Raw genomic sequence first — 22,458 nt, forward strand, 5'->3', positions numbered from 1 at the left:
TAAATCAAAAGATTTGTAAACGTTTAAAATGCTTCTTTTAAGTTAGAAATATGATTGTTTAAAAGCATTTCCCTATTCATTTTTCTATCTAACTTTAGTCCATTGTACTGCTCTCAAAGGAGGAATCTCTCACTTTTTAAAGATGATTGGTATATCTATATAAGAACTACATTAACCTTTAAAACGACTGATACGAAGCAAAGATAGATTTTTTTTACTGTGCCTTTCTAAAGCAGAGTGTCTAGCTTTCCTCTTACTATGTAACACTCTATTCCTTCTAAACGTTATTACAGGTGTAAGATGTCATGACAAAAACTTACACCATAACTTATTTTATAAGGAGGAATATATTATGCAAAAAGAATGGACAAATGGGGCAATTGAAGTGCATTTTGAAGATGCTGCAATTGAAAAAACGGTAAAACGCAGCTATTCTAACACAATCAACTCTGTTACAGACGAACAAGTAGAAGGATTTTCTGCTGCTTTAGAATCTTTAACAAGTTTACCTTATGTACAATCAGTCATGGTTGAAGAATATACCTATACACGCTAAGCAATAAAAAGAACATTCAATTAAATCAGTTTATCCACTAAGGAGGAAATTAATATGGCAAAATCATTGGAATTAAGATTCGTTACCAGTTTAGGAAAGACAAAAACAATGAGTGTAAAAGATCCAATTCTTAATTTAACTACAGAAAAAGCTCAGCAAGCAATGAATTCAATCATCTCGTTAAATATGTTTCAAATTGACGGCTCAAATCCCTACGCTACTGTAGCAGGAGCTCGCTATGTCGAGCGCGTAGTAAATGATATTTTTGAAGTAGAATAATAGCCAATAAGCGCTATGGTGAAGCATTATTGAGTCTGTCATAGAACATGATTAAACTATTCATTAAATAATAGGGTAAGACAACAGTCTTGCCCTATTTTGATTATTACAGGAGGGATATAAATGACTTATATCATTGAACAACAACTTTTGACAATCACTCAGAATAACTTGATCAGTAAAAGTCTAGTTATTGCCCACGAATCTGGGAACTTAAACAATACAGGATCACTTTCTCTGGAAAATGAAATTGCTTATATGAAACGGATGGCTCAAAAAAACGGTTCCTTCACAAGTCATTGGGTTGGTGGAGGTGGAAGAATCGTCCAGATCGCTCAAACAGGAAAAATACAGTATGGTGCTGGGAAATACGCCAACCCTCATGTGTATGCTCAAGTAGAATTAGCACGTACATCTAATCCAGACTGGTTTAAAAAAGATTATGTAGCCTATGTATGGCTATTAAAAAAACTTGCTGCAGAAGCCGGAATCCCTAATACATTAAATACAGGTACTTCTCTTGCATCCAAAGGCATTAAAACACATCATTGGATCTCTAGCAATTTAGGAGGCACCACTCATACCGATCCCGATGCTTATTTAATGCAACACAGTATTTCTCTTAATCAATTTGCGCGTGATTTATCCTCAACTACTCAAAAGGAGGTTTTATCGCCCTCTTCTCCTACAAAATCAAATCACTTGCACCATATTGTAGTGAAAGGCGATTCATTATGGAGTATTGCTAAAAAATACCATACTACCCTTACATGGTTGAAAACGATCAATCAACTATCTTCTGAAACCATTCTGATTGGTCAAAGGCTAATCATTTCAACAAATTCTTCAAACGCAACTCCACTTTCTCAATTTGCGATCATAAAAACCATTCAAAAAACTCTTGGTATCAAACAAGACGGTCTATTTGGCCCGGTAACAAAACAAAGCTTAATCAGTTTGCTCCAAAAAAAAATTGGTTCCAAATCCGATGGCTATTGGGGGCCAGAATCTGCTTCAAAAATGAGAATTCTAAAAAACGGATTTTCTGGATGGGACGTGTACGTAGTCCAAGCATTTTTAACAGGCAACTATCATTTAAACTTAGATACGCCAGATAAACATTATGGTCCAAAAACAACAGAGGCAGTCAAACAATTTCAACTTAGTTTTAAGCTTTTAGCTGATGGCATCACTGGCCCAAAAACATATCAAAAATTATTTGGTTGATCCATCTCCTTCCTCCAACTTTCCAAAATTACCGAACAGTCTCTTTAATATATGGTATACTAAAATACGCAAAAGAAAGAAGAAGACATCGGTCTTTGATAGGAGTGTGGCCGTTATATGAAGGGAGAAAACAAAGCTGTGATTGTTTTAGCTGGTATGATTGGTGCTGGTAAAAGCACCTACACAAAATTCATTTCAGAAGCATTAGGAAGCGAGGCTTTCTATGAGAGTGTGGATGATAATCGAATTTTGGAAAAGTTCTATGAAAATCCTGAAAGATGGGCTTTCTCACTACAAATTTATTTTTTAAATACTCGTTTTAGAAGTATTAAAGCTGCCTTTAAACACGAAAATAATGTATTAGATCGTTCGATTTACGAAGATGCCTTGTTTACTCGAATCAACTATGAAGAAGGAAATATGAGCGATGCAGAGATGGACACTTATTTAGATTTATTAGATAACATGATGGAAGAATTAGACAATATGCCTAAAAAATCTCCCGATCTACTCATTTATTTACGTGGCTCTTTAGATACTGTATTGAACAGAATCGAAAAACGTGGTCGTACATTTGAGCAAATCGAAGAAAATAGTGGATTGCTAGACTATTACACTCATCTTCATAGCCAATATGATAGTTGGTTTAACGCTTACGATAAAAGTGCTACTCTGGTGATTGATATTAATCAATACGACTTAGAAAAGTTAGAAGATGCTGAAAAAGTTCTCAACATGGTCACAGAAAAATTAGAAGCTGTTAGAAATGAACATTCTATTGGATAAAAAAACAGTTGAGCAAAATATGCTCAACTGTTTTTTTCTAATTTTAGTATTATTTGATTAATTCCATCACTTACTTGAAATTTCTGGAGGAATAGGAGTTGCTTGTAGCCATGTAAAGGATTCAATGCGAATTATAGAGCGTTAGCGCTTCAGCGATTACACTCTGTTTAAGGCTTGAAAGCCGGAAGATTTCGGCTTCCGGTGGTACCATGGCTTTATACAAGCAAACCCGTTTATTCCAGAAGTAATTTCTTTTACAACTCTAACATCATTTGTTAATTAACTAATTTTTACCTTGTTAAAAGTTCATACTCATTAGCTATTTTTTCAATAATTGTTTCATCTTTTAATTGCGTAACTTCACGAATAACCGTTTCAACAGACTTATCTTCCAACATTTTTTCTAATTGTTGGCTTTCCTCATCATTGCTGTCACGATAGACTAAAGCTTTTGCAACAGTTTTAATCAAGTAGTCTGTTTCAAGCCCTCTTTCACTTGCTTCGCGAACGGGACGAATAAATCGTTCGTCATAACCCAACTTACGCATCGGCGTTCTAGCTACACGAGTGATATCGTCTGAGATATAAGGATTCATAAAACGAGAAAGAATTTTAGCAATGTACGCTTTGTGTTCTTCAGCATTAAACTGCCATTTTCCAACCATCAAAGCTCCTGTTTCAGCTAAAACATTTTCAACTTGTTCTTTTACTTTATCATCTTTTAAAGCTTCATCGATCGTTTTGTATCCTTCAAATTTCCCTACATAGGCTGTAGTGGCGTGCCCAGTGTTTACGGTAAATAACTTTCTTTCAATAAAGGGTTCTAGTTCAGGTGCATAATGAACTCCATCTAAGCGCAGGTCCGTATTTTTAAGTTTAGATTCATCAACGACCCATTCCTTGTATCCTTCAACGGATACGAACAATTTATCTTCATGAGATTGTAGAGGCACAATACGATCCACTGCAGCATCAGGAAATCCAATGTAGTGTTCCAAATAATCCATATCTTCTTTAGCTAAATGTTTTGAAACTTCTTCTTTAAGGAATGTACTTCCGCCAATCATATTTTCGCATGCTATCACGTCAATGGGTTGAGTTGATTGTCCAGCTCGTCTTTTTTGAATCCCTTTAGCAATTAAAGGTGCGATATACGGTAAAATTTTTGGACCAATAGCAGTCGTTACAATATCAGCTTGTTCAAATGCTGCAATGACTTCTTCTGGATGAGTCCCATTATTGATACCATAAACATTGTTTACCTTGATTTGAGGGGTGCCTTCTTGAGCCAATTCAATTGTGTATTCATGTTTGTCATTTAAGGCATCAATAATTTCTTTATTTACATCCACAAAAGCAATCTTAAATCCGTTCTTATTTAAAACTTCTCCTATAAATCCTCGACCAATATTTCCTCCACCAAAATGAATGGCTAACATATTATTCAATCCCTTCTAGTAATTCTCTAACTTCTCGTTCAGAAGATGCATCTGCTAACTTAACAACATTTTCTACTTCTGAACAGTAAACCGCGATTTTTGAAAGGATGTCCAAATGTTCATTCCCTACTCCAGCGATCCCAAAAACAACAGTTACTAATTTTTCTTCCTCAGGAGTACCAAAATCTACGCCGCCAGGAATTTGAACAACAGAAATACCCGATTGATTGATTAAGTCTTTTGAATTTTCTGTACCATGAGGAATAGCAATGAAGTTCCCCATATAAGTTGTAACATTTTCTTCACGCTTCAGCATTTCATCAATGTAGCCTTCTTTTACGTATTGACCTTCTACTAGGATTTTACCCGCAGCACGAATAGCCTCTTCTTTCGTGTTAAATGATTGATTTAATTGAATACTGCTTTCTTCTAAAATAGCCATAATTTATTCTCTCCCTTATTTCTTTAATTTTTCTAAAAATAAACTGCTTAAGTAATTATTTAATAATGGTTCAGATCCTGAATTAAAGATTTCCATAGTCAAATCACTTTCAACAATCGCCGAGCTGATAAAACCCAATATTTCCTGCGCATTTTCGCTTAATGGGTCTGGGCCCAACATCATTAAAATCCTCTTCATGTGTACTGGATTCCGATCGATTCCAAGTACATCCATAGCATTTGGCAATTCATATATGGAAAAAAATGGTTGTTTGATCGTTGCATCAATACAATGAAATAATGCCATATTTGTATTAGGAAGTCCAATAGGAGCTAGTTCCATACGCTCCATTAATTTAGTAGCGACGTGCTTACCGTCTGTTAAAAATTCGCCTTCTAAACTTTCACAAATGGCCGAAAGAATAGACGTTAATTCCATCATTCCAATAGTTTGATGCAAATCAAAATTTTCTAACACACCATTCGCAAGCTTTAATTTCTGATAGAATTCTTTAAATTCAGATTTATCTGTTTGAGGGGTAAGGACTAAAGTTTCTTTTCTAACTTTTCCTTTTATCTTTTCAGCGATAATCTGCCGAACATACAATTGAATACTTTTGATTTCATTATCCATCAATAGCGGTGTAACTACTTTGTATTCTGTTTCAAAACCTTGTAAAAAAATTGTTGATAAAATTAAATCGTATTCATTGAAATCGATTCGATGAAGTTTTGAGATCCTTGAAATTTCAATAACCGTTATTTCAGGAATGTGTTTTCGTATGCGACTTTCTAATATTTTTGCTGTACCAACTCCGCTTGAACAAATGACCAGTGCTTTCAATTCTTGCATTTTAGGTTGCCGCTCATAAGCTGAAGCAAAATGAATCACAATATACACAATTTCATTCGGCAAAAAATGGATCAATGGAAATATATGCGTCAAATTTTCTTTGACCGTAAAACTCAATTGACTATACTGGGTACTAATTTTATCCAACAAAGGATTATTGCTTTCAGGCATAGGTGCAATAGCTCGCTTGAGCGCTGCTGTAATATGAGCCAATAAATCATGAAAAAGAGTCTCATCTTGGTTAAAATTCCAGTCCATTTCATTGGAAACGAGGCGAATCAATTCTCTTACCTTATAGCCTAAATCAGCATCATACTCCTGTGAGAAAAACTCATTGCGCAACGGAACATTCAACCCTTGGATTTGGAGTCCTAAAAATTGAATTTCTTCTTTAGGGATAGTTATTCCATAGAGTTTCTGCATAAATTCATACATTGCTGTGGCTGTTTCCATACTTTTTGTTTGATCGCTATCTGTTAGGAAAGTGGTCGTTTTAAATGATGTGATTTGATACCCTTCTCGCAATCTCATAATGGAGACACATAGCAAAATAACTAATCGCTGCAGTTGACTATCCGTGACTTCATCAAAATAATGTTGACCAAATTGTTTAACCACAGCATACACGTGATACAAATCTTCTTTAGTTAACTGCTTTAAAAATGGGTTTTGGCTAACACCCCATTCTTTAGCTTGTGCTTTAGTTTCATTTTCCAATAATTGAAAAAAATCATACTCATTGATTTCACTATGGATCAGCCCACTAATGATCAAACGTCGATTGCTTTCAGAAGCCATTGCTTGAATGCCCTTTGCTTTTTTACGTTCAATATCAATTTGGTACGCTTGAAAAACTTCTTCTATTGAAACTAGATCAGCTTGAATCGTACTGATACTTACTTGAAGATCTATGGCAAGCGACTCCATTTTCACTTCATTTTCTTGCATCAAAAGCTTGATCACTAAAGCACTTTGTCGTTGTTGAGCAGTAAACTCTTCTGGTGAAGCGTATAATTGCTGCTGCAACTCTCTAAATAAAGCCGGCTTACCAACTAGTCGATAACCTATATCCAATTCACGTATCAATTTGATTTGATATTGAGCTAATGTACTCTCAAGACTTGACAGTTCTCTGTAGATCGTGCGATTACTGACCTGTAATTCATCACTTAAATAATCTAAGGCAACACCGTTTTTTTGTTCGAGCAAGATTTCTATAATCTTTTTTTCCCTATTGGAAATATACAATTCTTTCATCTCGTTTCTGGACAAAATTTAAACAGATAAAAGCAGTGAATCCGCACTCACCGCTTTTATCCCTTTTTATGTGCATCTTATTGTCTCGATAACATGCTTATGATTGATTTTTTAAATTTTCGACAATTTCTTCATATTTAGGACTATTCAAGAAATTATCAACAGAAACTTGTGTAGCACCTGGTGTTTTTTGTTTCGCGCGCGTTGTCAGTTCTTTTTGCGTAATAACCAATAGGCCATCTTCATCTGTTAAATTATTGATAGATGAATTGGTTACTGAAATATCCAACCCAGCGTCTTTTACTTTCTTACGCATAATGGAAGCTCCCATTGCACTAGATCCCATGCCGGCATCACATGCAAAGATAATTCTTTTAACTTCTTTTTGCCCAACAGTTGCCGTATCATCAGTTACAGCTGTTTGAGCAGTAGTTCCTTTGTTTGTTCCTTTTGACTCAGCTTTAAGAGATCTTGATTCTTGAACTTTTGCTGAAAAGTTATCTTCTTCAATAGCTTCTGTTGATTTGTCAGACTTAAGAATCACCATTGCAACTAAGAACGACACAGCTGCAGCAACTACTACTCCTAAGATAACACCAATGTAGCTTCCTCGTGGAGTCAATGCCAAGATAGCAATAATTGAACCAGGAGAAGCTGCGGCAACTAAACCTGAATTGAAAATTGTGTTTGTAAATGTACCGGCAACACCACCAGCAATTACAGATAAGAATAAAGCGGGTTTCATCAATACATATGGGAAGTAAATTTCATGAATCCCACCAATGAACTGAATTAAAATAGCACCCGGAGCAGATGATTTAGCAGCTCCTTTTCCAAAGAATGAATAAGCTAATAGTAAACCTAAACCAGGACCAGGATTCGCTTCTAGTAAGAACAGAATAGATTTCCCTGTCTCTGCAGCTTGTTCAATTCCTAATGGTGTCAATATACCATGATTGATAGCGTTATTCAAAAATAGTATTTTTGCAGGTTCAATAAAAATGTTTGCTAATGGCAATAGACCAGCGTTAACGATCCAGTCAACACCACTTGCAAGAAGATTTGTTAATCCGGTTACAAAGGGTCCTACAGCATAAAAAGCAATAATAGCTAAACCAAATCCGATAATTCCACTTGAAAAGTTGTTAACTAGCATTTCAAAACCAGCTCTAATTTTATTTCCAAAAAAATCATCAAATTTCTTGATAAGATATCCACCTAAAGGTCCTAAAGCCATAGCTCCAATAAACATTGGAACATCGGACCCTACGATAACCCCGATTGTTGCGATTGATCCAACAACTGCTCCGCGTTGTCCATATACCATACTACCACCTGTGTATCCAATTAAGATTGGCAACAGGTATTTCAACATTGGGTCAACCATTGTTGCTAACTGTGCATTTGGCAACCAACCTGCTTCAATGAACAATGCAGTGATAATCCCCCAAGCAATAAAAGCACCGATATTCGGCATAACCATGCCGCTTAGATAACTACCTATGCGTTGAACGGTAGCTTTTGCTCCCTTTTTTTCTGTTTGTTCCACGATAACTCCTCCTCTAACTTTTTTTGTTAAGTTAATCTTAACGCGATTTGTATCCGATTACAACAGAGTGAAGTGCTGACTTTGTCATCACATGCTTTGTCAAAAGTACCGATAACATTTACCTGTCACTTCACTATCTTTAGCTCTCTACTAAGTGTGACAATCATTAAACTGATATAGACCAATATACCACTTTTAAAAAAAGTGTTGACTTTGTTTTTTTATTCCTTTACTATTAACCTGCTTGACAGATTAATAACTGTTTTTAATGTATATACCAATTTAGTGTTATGCATTCAAAAATTACAATTACACGTACTTTTATCACCAAAAAAAACAAAAGAAGTTGACTTCAGTATGAGACTCTCTATTAAAGAAAAGAAAGTAGGAATTTAGCATGTGTGGAATCGTAGGATATATTGGAAGACAAGATGCAAAAGATATTTTATTACAAGGACTTGAAATGTTAGAATACCGCGGCTACGACTCAGCTGGTATTTATGTAATGGACGACCAGGATGAAGGACATTTATTTAAAGAAAAAGGACGCATTGCTGCTTTAAGAGAAAAAGTAGACCATAACGTTCCTGCAAAAACAGGTATCGGACATACTCGTTGGGCAACTCATGGTGTACCAAGTGTTGAAAATGCTCACCCTCACCAATCAAATAGTGGCCGTTTTAACCTTGTTCATAATGGAGTAATCGAAAATTACAAGGCAGTAAGAGATGCTTTCCTTACAGACACAACGTTGCATAGCGATACAGATACTGAAATTATCGTTCAATTGATTGCATGGTACGTTGAAGAAGAAGGATTAGAAACAATTGATGCTTTCAAAAAAGCAATCGTAGCGTTAAAAGGATCATATGCTCTAGCTTTGATCGATAACGAAAACCCAGATGTTGTTTATGCAGCAAAAAATAAGAGTCCTCTTCTATTAGGTAGAGGTGATGGTTTCAATGTTATTTGTAGTGATGCCATGGCAATGATTCAAGAAACGAATCAATTTGTCGAACTGATGGATGGTGAAATTGCTACTCTAACGGTAGATGACATTAAAATTGAAACTTTAGCTGGTGATGTGATCACTCGTGCTTCATATACCGCATTATTAGACGCAAATGATTTAAGTAAAGGTACTTACCCTCACTACATGGCAAAAGAAATTGATGAACAGCCTGCTGTTATGCGTAAAATTGTTCAAAATTATCAAAATGACAATGGCGAATTAGAAATTGATTCAGCTATTCTTGAAGAAATGACAACAAGTGACCGCATCTACATCATTGCTTGTGGCACAAGTTACAATGCTGGATGGGTTGGCAAACAAATTATTGAAAACTTGACCAATATTCCTACAGAAGTTCATTTATCTAGTGAATTTGGTTACAATACGCCTTTATTGACTGAAAAACCATTCTTCATTTTCTTATCTCAAAGTGGCGAAACAGCTGATAGTCGTCAAGTATTGGTGAAAATCAATGATTTGAACTTCCCTTCTCTAACATTGACAAACGTACCAGGATCTACACTTTCTAGAGAAGCAAAATATACTTTATTATTGCATGCTGGCCCAGAAATCGCTGTCGCTTCAACAAAAGCTTACACAGCTCAAATCGCTGTTCTTGCAATTCTTGGAGAACTTGCTGGTCGCCAAAAAGGATTAGAACTAGATGTAGATATGGCACATGAACTAGGTATCGCCGCTACAGCAATCGAATCAATCATTGATGAAAAAGAGATATTCGAACAATTGTCTGTTACACATTTAAGCATTAGTCGTAACGCATTTTATATTGGACGCAGTATTGATTACTACGTTGTTATGGAAGCTGCACTTAAATTAAAAGAAGTTTCTTATGTTCAAACAGAAGGCTTCGCAGCTGGTGAGTTGAAACATGGAACGATTGCATTGATTGAAGAAGGTACTCCTGTTATTTCAATTATTACGGATGAAGCAACTGCTGGACACACACGTGGAAATGCACAAGAAGTTATTTCTCGTGGAGCTCATAGTATGATTATTGCTATGGACGGTCTAGATCAATCAGGCGACGCATACGTATTGCCAAAAGTGCACAACTTATTAACTCCATTAGTCAGTGTTATCCCAACTCAACTCATTGCTTACTACACAAGCTTACACCGTGGTAACGACGTTGATAAACCAAGAAACTTAGCTAAAAGTGTAACTGTTGAGTAAAATTTATTCTTAATTAGTCAAGAATCCCAGTATATTATGAAGAAAATACTTCATAATATACTGGGATTTTTATAGTTGTTTTGTCTAATTGGGTTCTATCCATACACAGCCAATCGTTTGTGAAGCTGGTAAAACCGCCGTATATCTCCCATGATTATCATATGCTTTAAAAAATAATTTCCCCTCTTGATCGTAACCATAAGCATAAACAACTACCCAATGATTTTTATAGGGACTTCCAAATAAAGTTGCTGTGCCCACTGCTACTGGAACAGGGTTCTTCCTATTTAATAGTGAAACTATTTTACGCTCAGGAACAAAATGCATTTTAACAGAAAAATCAGAGTTATCTTTTAATACCCAATCCAAGCCATGCCAAACATCCCAAGGGAAGGTTCCTTTATATGGAAAGGTATCGTCAATAACCGTTTTTAAACCAGAAATCAATTTCTGTTTTTCTAACTCTATTCCGTATTTCTGGTTAAAAGCGTCATGCAAGATCACTGCTCCAACATAAGTCCCACAAATACCCGGTCGAACATTATTAATCCAAGTTCTATATTTTCGAAAACGTTCTGGTTTCAATCCGATCCATTTTATAGGATAAGTATTTTTTATTTTCCCAGCCATATTTTCCTCCTTTAAGCGTCTACCATTTTTGATTCTATAATTTTAAGTATTGATAACTTAGTTAAATGTTAAATGAATGACACTGAATTTCTGGAGAAATTAGGTTTGCTTGTAGCCGTGTTAAGGATTCAATGCGAATTATAAAGCGTTAGCGCTTCAGCGATTAGGCTTTATTTGAAGCTTGAAAGTCTTAAAACTGTGGTCTTCAGGCTTTAGGCGTTCCCATGGCTTCACAAGAGAATCCGTTCATTCCGGAAGAAATTTTAATTTATTCTATCAACACCATTTGACGAAGAGCCGCATTTTCTCTTTAATGTTATTTAAATACAAAAAAGCTTGAAAGTAAAGGAAATCCTTTACTTTCAAGCTTTTAGTCTATCTGTTTACATGTGTATTGGTAACCCTAAAGCTAATTCAGCAGTATCCATTACTGATTCTGCAAGTGATGGATGAGCATGGATGGTTAACGAAATATCTTCAGCGACCATACCTAGTTCAATAGCTAAAGCTAATTCAGCAATAACATCTCCTGCGCTTACTCCAATAACTTGAGCTCCCACAATTTTGTTCGTTTTTTCTTCAGTGATCATACGGACAAAACCTTCAGTTGCATCTAATGATAATGCACGTCCATTACCTGCTAATGAGAATTTACTTACTTTGTATTCTTTATTGCCTTTTACTTCATCAGCAGCTAAACCTACTGTTGCAATTTCTGGCTCTGTATAAGCAGCAACTGGCATCGTTTTATAATTTACAACGGCATCTTTACCAGAAATAACTTCTGCAACAATTTTAGCATCATGACTAGCTTTATGTGCAAATGCTGGTCCTGGAGTAATATCTCCAATTGCATAAATACCTTCAACACCTGTTCTCAATGATTCGTCTACATCGATTCTACCATTTTCTAATAATTTAACGCCAACAGCTTCTAAATTCAATTTAGATGTATTAGGTACTCGACCTGCAGAAACCAATACATAATCTGATTCAATCGTTTCTTTTTTGCCATTTTTTTCGTAAGTGACTGTTACAACATCATCTGTTTGTGAAGATTTAGTAATGTTAACACCTTCAATAACATCTACGCCTTTATCTGCATAACTTTTCTTAACCAATTTCACCATATCTTTATCGAAGAAGTTGATGATGCTGTCTTCTTTTTCAAGAATGGTCACTTTAGAGCCGAAGTTATTAAATGCAAAAGCTAATTGAGTGGCAACATAACCGCCACCTACGATTACTAAACGTTTTGGAAGTTCTTTAATATTTAAACCGCCAGTTGTATCTACAACACGTCCGCCAAATGGAACTTCTGGAACTGCTAATGGTGAACTACCTGTAGCAATAACAACATTTTTAAATTCAAGATCTTGAGATCCATCTTTAGTTTCAACAGTTAAATGTTTTTTGTCAGTAAAGACAGCTGTTCCACGAATGATTTCTACTTTATTTTTTTTCAATAAACCTTCAACACCACGTGTTAACATGCTTACTACTTTCGTATCTTTCCAATTTTGCATTTTTGTAATATCTAACGTTACATTAGAAGTTGTGATTCCAAAAACTTCAGAGTGTTGCGTATTGTGAAAATGATGTCCAGCAGTAATTAATGCTTTAGAAGGAATACAGCCGACATTTAAACAAACTCCACCGATGTATTCTTTTTCGATAATTGTAACTTTTTGTCCTAGTTGTGCTGCTCGAATTGCTGCAACATAGCCTCCTGGACCAGCTCCAATAATAACCGTTTCTTTTTGATTAGTTGCCATGATAGGTCAACTCCTTCTCATTTTTTACCTATCAACTTTAAAAAAAGATAATAGATAGATTCACATCTCTATTTTACTGGAAACTCCAAAATATTCAAGTAAAACAAACGAAGTATGTGAAAAAAATTCAAAGAAAATACATTAATGCTTCGAATTATTTAAAAGAAATGTGAAATAACACAACATTTTCAAACTAATCGAATGATTTGTTTCTCATTTTCCAAAAATTATAATAGACCATCGTCATTCTCCTAGCCATTATACAAGACATTTTAACATCTTGGCTGTTAAGCTCATTTATGGAAAACCGATATAAATTCCGCCTCACTTCTTCGATTTGATGGTAAGCTTGATTCTCTTCATTTAGAAGTTGCATCAACAATTGAATCGAATAATTAACATAAATATCTTTTACTGTTGAAACATCAAAGTTGTCTAACTTCTTTGTTAAATCAATGACTTCCATTAATGCTTTAGGACCAGAAAGTCTTTCTTTAGTAAGACCATTAAAGAAAGAGGTATGCTTATAGGCTATATAATGGTAATGCAAGTTTGGGTCATAGATAATCTTATTGCTTTTTAAGATACATTGTACACACATCAACAAATCCCCAAAAATGTCGAATGTCGAATTAAACTCTAGAACTGGATCAACTCTGAATAAATCAATGGAAAAAAGTTTGTTACATAAAAAACTTTTTAATCGAAAATGATCAACGATAGTATTCAAAGCGGTCTCTTTAGTCCAATTAATGTTACTTGAGGGTTCCATCAATTCTTTGTCATCCTGATCTAACTCTTCTCCATAGTTAGCTATGACTATGTCTGCTTTATTTTTAATGATCGTTAATAGTAACTTTTCGAACATCAAACCGTCTATTCGGTCGATTGGATCAACAAAACTGATGTATTCGCCTTTAGCTGAAAGTAATCCAATATTCAACGCTTCAGAATGCCCTTTTACGTTTTTATTGAGCACCTTAAACCGAGAATCTACTCGTGCAAATCGATCACATATAGCGCCACTCATATCGGTAGACCCTTCATTGATTAAAATAATTTCAATGTTTCGGTAAGATTGAAATCTTAAGCTATTTAAACAATGTTTTAAAACATCTTCTACATTATATACAGGAACAATGATAGACAACATAACTGCTCCTCCTTTCCGCACAATCATGGACAGCAACCTAGTCAGTCCACGTTCCCTTCTTTAACGTTTCTTATCCGAAAAATTGTTATGCTGCTGCTTGATGTGTTTTAGCAAAGTAAATTAATCGTTCTTTTAAAGAAGCTTCACTACATCCATCTAATGTTTTCAAAAAGGACATCACTTCTTCTAGTGAGCGTCTTACAGCTTTTCCAACAAATATTTTATCGTATACTTTCTCACCAGTATTTTCACTAGCGATCAATAATTCTTCATAAAGCTTCTCTCCTGGTCGAATTCCAGTTTCAACTACTGGGATTTCATCATCGCTAAATCCACTTAATTTGATTACTTTCTTAGCTAAATCTACAATTTTAACTGGTTGTCCCATATCTAAGACAAAAATTTCTCCACCTTTTGCTAAAGTTCCTGCTTGGATCACTAGACGACTGGCTTCTGGAATAGTCATAAAATAACGTGTCATCCTAAAATCTGTTACCGTCACAGGGCCACCTGCTTTTATTTGTTCTTTGAATAACGGAACTACACTGCCACGACTGCCCAATACATTTCCAAAGCGGACAGCCGCAAAATTTGTTTTCCCCTCTTCATTTAAACTCGTCACAATCATCTCAGCAATACGCTTTGTTGCTCCCATAACATTCGGCGGGTTCACTGCTTTGTCAGTTGAGATCATGATAAAGGTTCCTACATTAGCTGCTTTGGCTGCCTCAGCTATGTTTTTTGTTCCATAGACATTGTTTCTTAACGCTTCAAATGTATTTGATTCCATCATAGGAACATGTTTATGAGCAGCTGCATGATAAACAATATCAGGTTTATACATTTCCATGATATCAAACATTCTTTGTCGGTTTTGAACATCTGCTATAACCGGTGTAATATCAATTTTACCAACAAATTTTTTATTCAATTCACGATGGATTTGATAAATCGAATTTTCACCATGACCTAATAAAATAATTTTTTTAGGAGAAAAGGTAGATATGATCCGACAAATCTCTGAACCAATAGAGCCGCCAGCACCACTAACTAAAATTGTTTTGCCAAATAAATCTTCTGAGATTTGTTTTGTATCTAACGTTACTTCGTCCCTTCCTAATAAATCGACTACATCGATTTCTCTGAAGCGGCTCACCATTAGTTTCCCGTTCATGACATCTTCAATCGACGGCATTAAGTTGACTGGCAAATTGATTTCATTACAAATTTCTAAAATCTTTTCAAGTTGTTTCGGTTTCAATGAAGGAATGGCAATCGTAATTTGTTCAACACCTAATTTTTTTGTAACTATTGGGATATCAGAAATATTCCCTAAAATAGGAATACTGTATAATCGCATACCCTGTTTACCATCATCATCATCAACAATACCGACTACTTTTATATCTGTTGAATTCTTTTGAATGTTCTTGATAAACAGGTTTCCACCATCACCTGCACCAACTACTAACGTGCGGATTTTTTTAGCTGTTTGTTTCTCAGGAGAAATGCTTGTTTTGTAATCATGGAAGATTCTAAAAACGATGTGTCCCCCACTAACCAGTAATAAAGAAACGAGATAGATCAATAAAATATACCGAAAACTCATTTCTTCCAACAGCAAAATGGCAAGCGTTGTTGTCAGTCCAAAGGAAAGCGTAATCGAAATGAAGATGATCAGCATATCTTTGATGCTTGTGTAGCGATATAGAGTAGCGCATATTCCTGAGTACCCAGCTAAAATACTATACCCTCCTATTCCTAACGTAACCATAAATAAATACGACGACAAAGGGAGTGCTACATAAGGATTTAAAAAGAAATACGCTATCACACCAGCTAATAGGATTACAGAACTATCCAACAGTAAATAAAGCTTTTTCTTATTTAGAATTGTTCGAATCATTTTAATCACTCCTATTGTTTTTCAACTTCATTAATAGTTGATTTTATTTTCTCAAGCAACTCTTATCCAACGTTATCTAGTTCTTTTTCTTTAGCATAATAACCAGCATTTAAATCTTTTATTCGTTCTTTACTATTAAATACAGCACCTAAAACATTCGCTTGTACTAAGTTCAATAATTCTTTAGCTTTTAAGATATCGCTCAAATCTGCTACTTCTTTTCGAATCACAAAAACTGTCCCGTCTGCTTTATTTCCCATCACTTGTGCATCCGTAACAACATTGACTGGTGGCATATCAAAAACGATCAGATCATACTCTTGTTTTACTGTTTCAATAAATTGAGACATTCTTTGAGAAGCCAGTAATTCTGATGGATTCGGTGGTAAAATCCCACTTGTCAATAATTCTAAATTTTCTTGACTCGTTTTGTGTAAAAGGTTAATTATTTGTCTATTTTTAGTTGTTAGAATACTTGTCAAACCTTGTTGATTTCGCACTTTAAATAGTTTATGAAGTGATGGGTTGCGCATATCTGCATCTACAAGTAATACCTTTTTCCCTTGGGAAGCAAAGACAACTGCTAGATTAGCAGCAATTGTAGATTTCCCCTCCCCTTGTTTTGAAGAAGTTACCATTAATGTTTTCAATTCTTTATCTATCATAGAAAACTGAATATTAGTTCTAAGTGTCCGAAACTCTTCTGAAATAACAGAAGAGGGATCGATTAGTGTGATAAGATTTTTTTCTTCGTATTTTTGCTCATTTATTCTTTTTTTAAACATCGTTAATCTCCTCCTAAAACTTTTTTAGTGTGATTCGCTGATACAGTAAAACCAGATTTACTTTCTTCAACGGCTGTTTCTGACTTGGACATTTCACTGATATTTCCTAAATGAATCCATCCTAATTTCTCAGTAATGACTTTTTCATCATGTACTTTCTTATCCATCGTTTCTAAAATAATGGATAAAATCATCCCTAACAGGAAGCCGACTAATAAGCCAACTACTTGATTTAATGGTAAATTAGGAGAAATTGGAACATCATTTACTTTAGCTTTTGAAAGAATGGCTACATTTTCAACATTGATAATGCCATCTATATTTTCTTGGAATGTAGCAGCCATAAGATTTGCAATCTCTGCTGCACGATTTGGATCAGTATCTGTCACTTTTATACCAAAAATTTGTGAATCGTCCTGAGTGATCACATCAACTTTTTGCTGTAACTCAACTTCAGACAATGTATTTCCTAATTCATTTATTACCTTGTCTATTACAACAGGATCTTCTATGATATCTCGGTAAGTATTGATCATTTGAATGTTGGTTTCAATTTCTCCTAATTCAATCGATTGTGTATTTATATCTTGTTTACTAACTAAAAGTTGCGTTGTAGAAGTGTATCTAGGGGTAAGCACATAATTTGTTATGGCAGTTGTAAGTGCGATTCCAATTAAACTTAACAATAAGATTACCCACCAACGTTTCTTCAACATTTTAAATAGGTCTACCATTCCAATTATATTCATCATCATATATTCCTCCTCATAAACCTTGTTTTTAAAAACATCTAGGTAGTTGATCTAGATTGACCCACCAAGTCATTTAGACTAATTTTTAATTTTATATCCTTTTGAATGATACAACTTTCCTTTTAACAATATGAATAGGTCTTTTAAAAAAGGGACCTTCAAAGCTATTGAGCACCCTGCATAAGTTACGACGCCAATAAAAATTTGAACCAAAGTTGTAACAAAATTTTCGTTCATGCCTTTCGTAGTCACTACGATCATTAGTGCCATCACTGCAGCTGAAGCAACTATTCTTAAAATTAGATTCATATCAAATTTAAACTGGGTCTGCTTGTTTAAATAGATTAAGCGAAACACCGTAACAAAAGTTTCTACTATTAAACTGGTTAATACAGAACCTACAACTCCTAAAATTGGAATAAGAGTAAAATTAAGCAGTATACTGATCGCAGCTCCGCCAAATGTAGAAACGGCATAAATTTTTGTATTTCCTCTTGGCAGTAAGTATTGGTTACTGATTGCGATTCCAATCGGCATGATGATTATGACAGGTGCGATGATTGGTATAAAAATCTTTAGCACCTCAAAGTCACTGCCAAAAAACCATGGAACCAACGTTGCAGCTAATACGCTTACCCCAAATGCTGCCGGTATAGAAATAAACAATTGAGCATGTATCAAGCTGTGTAGCGTCTTATTTATTTCATCTATCTTATTTTTTGAAAATAAATTACTCATTTTGGGAAGCATTACTAAATTAATTGTCGAGATCATGGTAATGATGATGGTGCTTAGATTGAGTGTATTTGTATAGATCCCAACAGCTGTTTGGCTATCCAATACACCCAAAATAGTTTTACTTAATGTTGTATAAAAAATAACAGCGATTTGCGGGAAAAAATAGGCAATCATCGGGAACAAATGTCTCATCATTTTTTTTATAGGTACAAAGCGAAACGAAATTTTTTTATAAATAAACGTCCACATAACAACTTGAGAGAAAAGATTGCCTAGTGCTTGTAAGAGCAAATAGAGTGGTAAATCGTTGTAATCTTTAATAAAGAATACAATCCCAAAAAACACAGCTGTTTGAACAGCTAAATTGCTTAAACTAACTTTTTTAAAATCTTCTATTCCCATAAAAAACCACGAAATATCAAATAGTACCGCAATAATGTGCAGCGATTGAATAATGTAGTACAAGAAATCCCTGTGAAGAAAGACCAAAACTACAACTGAATAAAGAATAAATGAAACAGCTGTTGTTACTAATTTCAAGCTAACTAATTCAGAAAATGTTTGATCCAGTTTTTTCTTGTCTTCTCTCACCATTGCGATTTCACGATTTCCGTATAAAGTGATACCTAAACCGGATAGTAAAATAAAATACTCTGCTATTGAACTGGTAAACGAATAGATTCCAATACCATGCGCCCCTAATGCCTTTGAAATGATTGGAATTGTAACAATAGGCATTAAAATTCTGATCCCTTGAAACAATGATTGATAGAACAAATTTTTCCCAACACTTGATGTCATTTTTAAGCACCTCAATTTTATTGACTTAGCCCTATGGAATAAAGACCCCTTTCACTAACCAAAATGGTGACTAACTCAGGCTTGTTTAAGTTCCTGCTAATTTTTTTAACGTATTGAAAGCATAATGGTATTTTTTTCTAATTTGTATTCTGGCTCTCATAACTCTTAAAGCAAGTGAATATTTATTATTCTTTAATAAAAAAGTCAATAATTTAATGTGGTATTTTTTTTCTAAACTAGAATTTGAGGAAAATATTGTTTGTTGGATTTTTGGATGGTGTAAAACAGAGGATATTTGTTGTACTTTTTGATTTTCGTCAAGAGGACAATCTTCCAAAACTAAATTATTTAGTTCTACATAAAGTGTTCTCCAATAAGCTAGACTAATTAAGTCTTGGTAAATTTTTTCATAGTGCCATGTAATGATTAATTTTTCAAAATGTTCAGCAATGTTATACTCTAATAGAAAGCGATCTGGATGATAACGATTAACAGCTGATCCAACTCGAGAAACATAATGATAATAAGGTATCTGATTAAAATAGATAGCTTCTAGATTTCGATAGACTAAATGGTTGAATAACGCATCTTGTCCTACTCGTTGATCAGTAAAACGACAGTCGTTTTCAAGTAAATAAAGATGTTTGTAGAGTTTATTCCACAATATATTGGAATCTAAATCTTGAAATGCTCTGAAATTTTTCCTAAAATCCTCTTTCGTGTTTAAGACGGATAGATTTGGAAGTTGAGCCGTCATTATCCTTTTTCCTCTTGCGTTTAACTCTTCGACATAATACCCAAAAACAACAATATTCGCTTCATTTTCCCAAGCAATTTTTAAGTTGTCTTCAATCAGCTCTACCTCTACATAATCATCTGGGTCAGAGAAGTAAATGTACTCGCCTGTTGCTCGATCAAGACCTGCATTTCTAGCCCATCCAGAACCTGCATTCGCTTGATGGATAACCTGTATTCGACTATCTTTTTTTTGGAACTCATCGCAAATATGACCAGAACCATCTGTCGACCCATCATTGACTAATATTAATTCAAAATCCTTATACGTTTGATTCAACAAACATTGAATCGATTTTCTTAATCCATCTGCAACATTGTAAATTGGCATAATAACAGATACAGCAACCATAATAGCTCTCCTTTCAAGATAGCGTTTTCTAAACAGTAGGGTGAGTTGTTTCATCAAAAAGATTGCTATCAAGATCTTGATGTCGGAGATGTGTCAAAATTTTTTGAGGTATCAGCCCGACAATTAATGGTTTGAGTACATAAATCAGACCTAATGGCATAAGATTCATTATTTTGAAACCGTTATACCTCACCTTAGCTTCTCCAAATCTGTATTTATACGCTCTTTTTTTAAAGGCTTCGGAGTCTTCTCGATAGTTAAGCAAAATATCTTTCATATTGTATCCTTTAAACCCAGCAGCATATAATCGCATAAACAAATCATAATCTTCTGCCCTTAGAGTCGCTTTTGAAACCGTGTAGTTTCCGATTTGATTGAGAACCTCTTTTTTAATAATAATGGTAGGATGGATGAACTGTGAACCAAAGAGAAAGTCTTTTTTTAATGGAATATTTTTTGTTTTTCGTACTCCCCAAATACCATCATCATTAAAAAGGAAAACTTGACTTCCAACTAATGCAAATTCTGGATGAGATTCTAAGTAATGCATTTGTTTTTCTAGCCTATCTTTATAAGAAATATCATCCGCATCCATTCGTGCGATGTATTCGCCTTTCGAAATCTCAATACACCTGTTTAGCGAATAGGCTAGTCCCTTATTGGTTGTATTTTGAATTAAACGTACCTTTCGAGGATAGTTCTTCACATAATCTTTTGCTATCTTTAAGGTATTATCCTTCGAACCATCTTCACATAATATGATTTCAAAAGATTCATACGTTTGATTTAAAAGAGAATCTAGGCTTTCTTTTAACGTTTTTTCGCAGTTATAAATGCCCATTACAACGGATATTTTCATGCTAATCTTCTCCTTTTCATAACTCATTCAATGAGTGAGCGTATTTTGCTTGAAAAACACTCATTCCTAGGACTAACCAAAAAATACGGGCATTATTTAATGAAATAGATACAGAGGCAATTAAGAAGATAATTAAAATGTCTCGAATGATTTGCCTGTTTTGATTTTCCTGATTGTCTTTAAACAAACTTGGTTTAGCGTCCATTAGAGCGGAACCAACATATATAAAGAACAAAACGGTTAATACGATTCCCCATTCTGCTGAAAGCTGAAGATACGTATTATGAGCGACATTTGGGTTATAGACAAATTGTTCAGCAATTGGAATATAATTTCCTAGTCCAATTCCTAGAAATGGTGCTGAATTGATTATGTGCATTGCTGTTTCCCAGACCTGTGCTCTTCCTGATCCACCGTCAGAAACAGCTGAAGAAAAATCGGTAAACAATAACTCTACTCTAGAAAAAATAGGAAATCGATTTACGATTATTGCCATTAATTCATCCGTGTAAGTCAAAATATTTGGTATAATCACTAACAATCCTAATACTAGAATAAGGGAACCTGCAGCTCTCAAAGGCGTTGTACTTTTCATTTTTACGGCTTTCGTGACTAAAAAATATCCACTATATAGAAAAACCAATATAACGGCTGATTTTGAACCAGAACTAATAATTGACAGAAGAATAATCCCGATTGCTCCAAATCGAATGATTGAATTTAAAGGTTTCATCCTTAAAAGAATACTTAATGCACAACATTGGATGACTGCGAAAAAATTCGGATCATTCATAAATCCAATCAACCGACTTTCACCAAATAACATGATAGAAGATAAATAAGGGATTGGAACAAATGAAATCAGAATGCCAACAAAGCCTATTCCAACAGCTCCTATTACAAATCCTTTTAGAAAAGTAGTTGTTAATTTTAAGCGGGAAAGATTAAAACCTATGGTGTAATAGAGGAAAACAACTAGTAGTTTAGTGTAATCAATTAGAGTAGCTAATGGATTAGCTGCAATCATATATTGATTGGGGATGATGAACAGAGAATAAAATAAAATAACAATTGAAAACGTACTGAAAACCAGAATATGTGTAAGCGGCAACTCTAATTCCTGCTTCATAATCAAACTAACCAATACTCCTACAATTATAAAGTCTGATAAAGATAAGTTGATTCCAAATAACACATTGGATTGATTTAAAAAGAAAGACAGTACAAACACCATAATCATTAGGAATGTTGTATCTTGCTTTCTCTCTAACGGTAAAGAATTTGTGGCCACATTTTCCACCTCCAATGAGACCCATTTT

General features: G+C 34.6%; 19 protein-coding genes. 5 read left to right on the plus strand and 14 right to left on the minus strand.

Features of this window, described 5'->3' with window-relative positions:
- Nucleotides 1-352 precede the first annotated feature (352 nt).
- The 4 genes from ABS911_RS01455 (at nucleotide 353) to ABS911_RS01470 (ending at nucleotide 2,848) form a co-directional block, all read left to right on the plus strand.
- Nucleotides 353-556 carry a DUF1659 domain-containing protein gene (locus ABS911_RS01455; protein WP_350465952.1) on the plus strand — a complete coding sequence of 68 codons (204 nt, stop codon included), beginning with the start codon at nucleotides 353-355 and terminating at the stop codon, nucleotides 554-556.
- A 54-nt stretch (nucleotides 557-610) separates the two neighbouring features.
- Nucleotides 611-835, plus strand: a complete 225-nt coding sequence (locus ABS911_RS01460; RefSeq protein WP_350465953.1) for a DUF2922 domain-containing protein — start codon at nucleotides 611-613, stop codon at nucleotides 833-835.
- A gap of 123 nt (nucleotides 836-958) precedes the next feature.
- Nucleotides 959-2,062 carry a peptidoglycan-binding protein gene (locus ABS911_RS01465; RefSeq protein ID WP_350465954.1) on the plus strand — a complete coding sequence of 368 codons (1,104 nt, stop codon included), beginning with the start codon at nucleotides 959-961 and terminating at the stop codon, nucleotides 2,060-2,062.
- Nucleotides 2,063-2,179: 117 nt separating this feature from the next.
- Entirely contained in the window at nucleotides 2,180-2,848 is a 669-nt protein-coding gene (locus tag ABS911_RS01470; RefSeq protein WP_350465955.1) for a deoxynucleoside kinase, read from the plus strand.
- A 290-nt stretch (nucleotides 2,849-3,138) separates the two neighbouring features.
- Here ABS911_RS01470 and ABS911_RS01475 read toward each other — a convergent pair whose 3' ends face one another.
- From ABS911_RS01475 to ABS911_RS01490, 4 genes are all read right to left on the minus strand, one after another.
- Complete coding sequence (locus ABS911_RS01475; RefSeq protein ID WP_350465956.1) at nucleotides 3,139-4,287, minus strand: mannitol-1-phosphate 5-dehydrogenase; 1,149 nt, start codon at nucleotides 4,285-4,287, stop codon at nucleotides 3,139-3,141.
- A 1-nt stretch (nucleotide 4,288) separates the two neighbouring features.
- Complete coding sequence (locus tag ABS911_RS01480; RefSeq protein WP_350465957.1) at nucleotides 4,289-4,729, minus strand: PTS mannitol transporter subunit IIA; 441 nt, start codon at nucleotides 4,727-4,729, stop codon at nucleotides 4,289-4,291.
- Nucleotides 4,730-4,744: 15 nt separating this feature from the next.
- Nucleotides 4,745-6,838 (minus strand): BglG family transcription antiterminator, encoded by a 2,094-nt coding sequence (locus ABS911_RS01485; RefSeq protein WP_350465958.1) that lies wholly within the window; start codon nucleotides 6,836-6,838, stop codon nucleotides 4,745-4,747.
- 97 nt (nucleotides 6,839-6,935) lie between these two features.
- The gene (locus tag ABS911_RS01490) at nucleotides 6,936-8,387 is read right to left on the minus strand and encodes a PTS mannitol transporter subunit IIBC (protein WP_350465959.1); all 1,452 of its coding nucleotides are present in this window, start codon (nucleotides 8,385-8,387) and stop codon (nucleotides 6,936-6,938) included.
- Nucleotides 8,388-8,784: 397 nt separating this feature from the next.
- On the opposite strand from ABS911_RS01490, the gene glmS reads away from it, so the two are divergent.
- Entirely contained in the window at nucleotides 8,785-10,593 is a 1,809-nt protein-coding gene (gene glmS, locus ABS911_RS01495) for a glutamine--fructose-6-phosphate transaminase (isomerizing) (protein WP_350465960.1), read from the plus strand.
- A gap of 84 nt (nucleotides 10,594-10,677) precedes the next feature.
- Here the strand turns inward: glmS and ABS911_RS01500 are convergent, their stop codons facing one another.
- The 10 genes from ABS911_RS01500 to ABS911_RS01545 all read right to left on the minus strand — a co-directional run bounded on the left by ABS911_RS01500 (nucleotide 10,678) and on the right by ABS911_RS01545 (nucleotide 22,430).
- Complete coding sequence (locus ABS911_RS01500; protein WP_350465961.1) at nucleotides 10,678-11,223, minus strand: dihydrolipoamide dehydrogenase; 546 nt, start codon at nucleotides 11,221-11,223, stop codon at nucleotides 10,678-10,680.
- A 383-nt stretch (nucleotides 11,224-11,606) separates the two neighbouring features.
- Nucleotides 11,607-12,998 (minus strand): dihydrolipoyl dehydrogenase, encoded by a 1,392-nt coding sequence (gene lpdA, locus ABS911_RS01505; RefSeq protein ID WP_350465962.1) that lies wholly within the window; start codon nucleotides 12,996-12,998, stop codon nucleotides 11,607-11,609.
- Between the two features lie 193 nt (nucleotides 12,999-13,191).
- Nucleotides 13,192-14,151: a glycosyltransferase family 2 protein gene (locus tag ABS911_RS01510; protein ID WP_350465963.1), complete on the minus strand. Its 960-nt coding sequence runs from the start codon at nucleotides 14,149-14,151 to the stop codon at nucleotides 13,192-13,194.
- Nucleotides 14,152-14,236: 85 nt separating this feature from the next.
- Nucleotides 14,237-16,057, minus strand: a complete 1,821-nt coding sequence (locus ABS911_RS01515; RefSeq protein WP_350465964.1) for a polysaccharide biosynthesis protein — start codon at nucleotides 16,055-16,057, stop codon at nucleotides 14,237-14,239.
- Between the two features lie 62 nt (nucleotides 16,058-16,119).
- Nucleotides 16,120-16,842, minus strand: a complete 723-nt coding sequence (locus ABS911_RS01520; RefSeq protein ID WP_350465965.1) for a CpsD/CapB family tyrosine-protein kinase — start codon at nucleotides 16,840-16,842, stop codon at nucleotides 16,120-16,122.
- Between the two features lie 2 nt (nucleotides 16,843-16,844).
- A complete protein-coding gene (locus ABS911_RS01525; RefSeq protein WP_350465966.1) occupies nucleotides 16,845-17,594 on the minus strand; it encodes a YveK family protein in 750 nt (249 codons plus the stop codon).
- Nucleotides 17,595-17,672: 78 nt separating this feature from the next.
- On the minus strand, nucleotides 17,673-19,133 hold the full coding sequence (locus ABS911_RS01530; protein ID WP_350465967.1) for an oligosaccharide flippase family protein: 1,461 nt from the start codon (nucleotides 19,131-19,133) through the stop codon (nucleotides 17,673-17,675).
- A gap of 85 nt (nucleotides 19,134-19,218) precedes the next feature.
- Nucleotides 19,219-20,280, minus strand: coding sequence for a glycosyltransferase family 2 protein (locus ABS911_RS01535; RefSeq protein ID WP_350465968.1), 1,062 nt, complete (start codon nucleotides 20,278-20,280; stop codon nucleotides 19,219-19,221).
- 28 nt (nucleotides 20,281-20,308) lie between these two features.
- Complete coding sequence (locus ABS911_RS01540) at nucleotides 20,309-21,139, minus strand: glycosyltransferase family 2 protein (RefSeq protein WP_350465969.1); 831 nt, start codon at nucleotides 21,137-21,139, stop codon at nucleotides 20,309-20,311.
- 16 nt (nucleotides 21,140-21,155) lie between these two features.
- Nucleotides 21,156-22,430, minus strand: a complete 1,275-nt coding sequence (locus tag ABS911_RS01545; RefSeq protein ID WP_350465970.1) for an O-antigen ligase family protein — start codon at nucleotides 22,428-22,430, stop codon at nucleotides 21,156-21,158.
- Nucleotides 22,431-22,458 lie beyond the last annotated feature (28 nt).

This window comes from Carnobacterium sp., assembly GCF_040274425.1.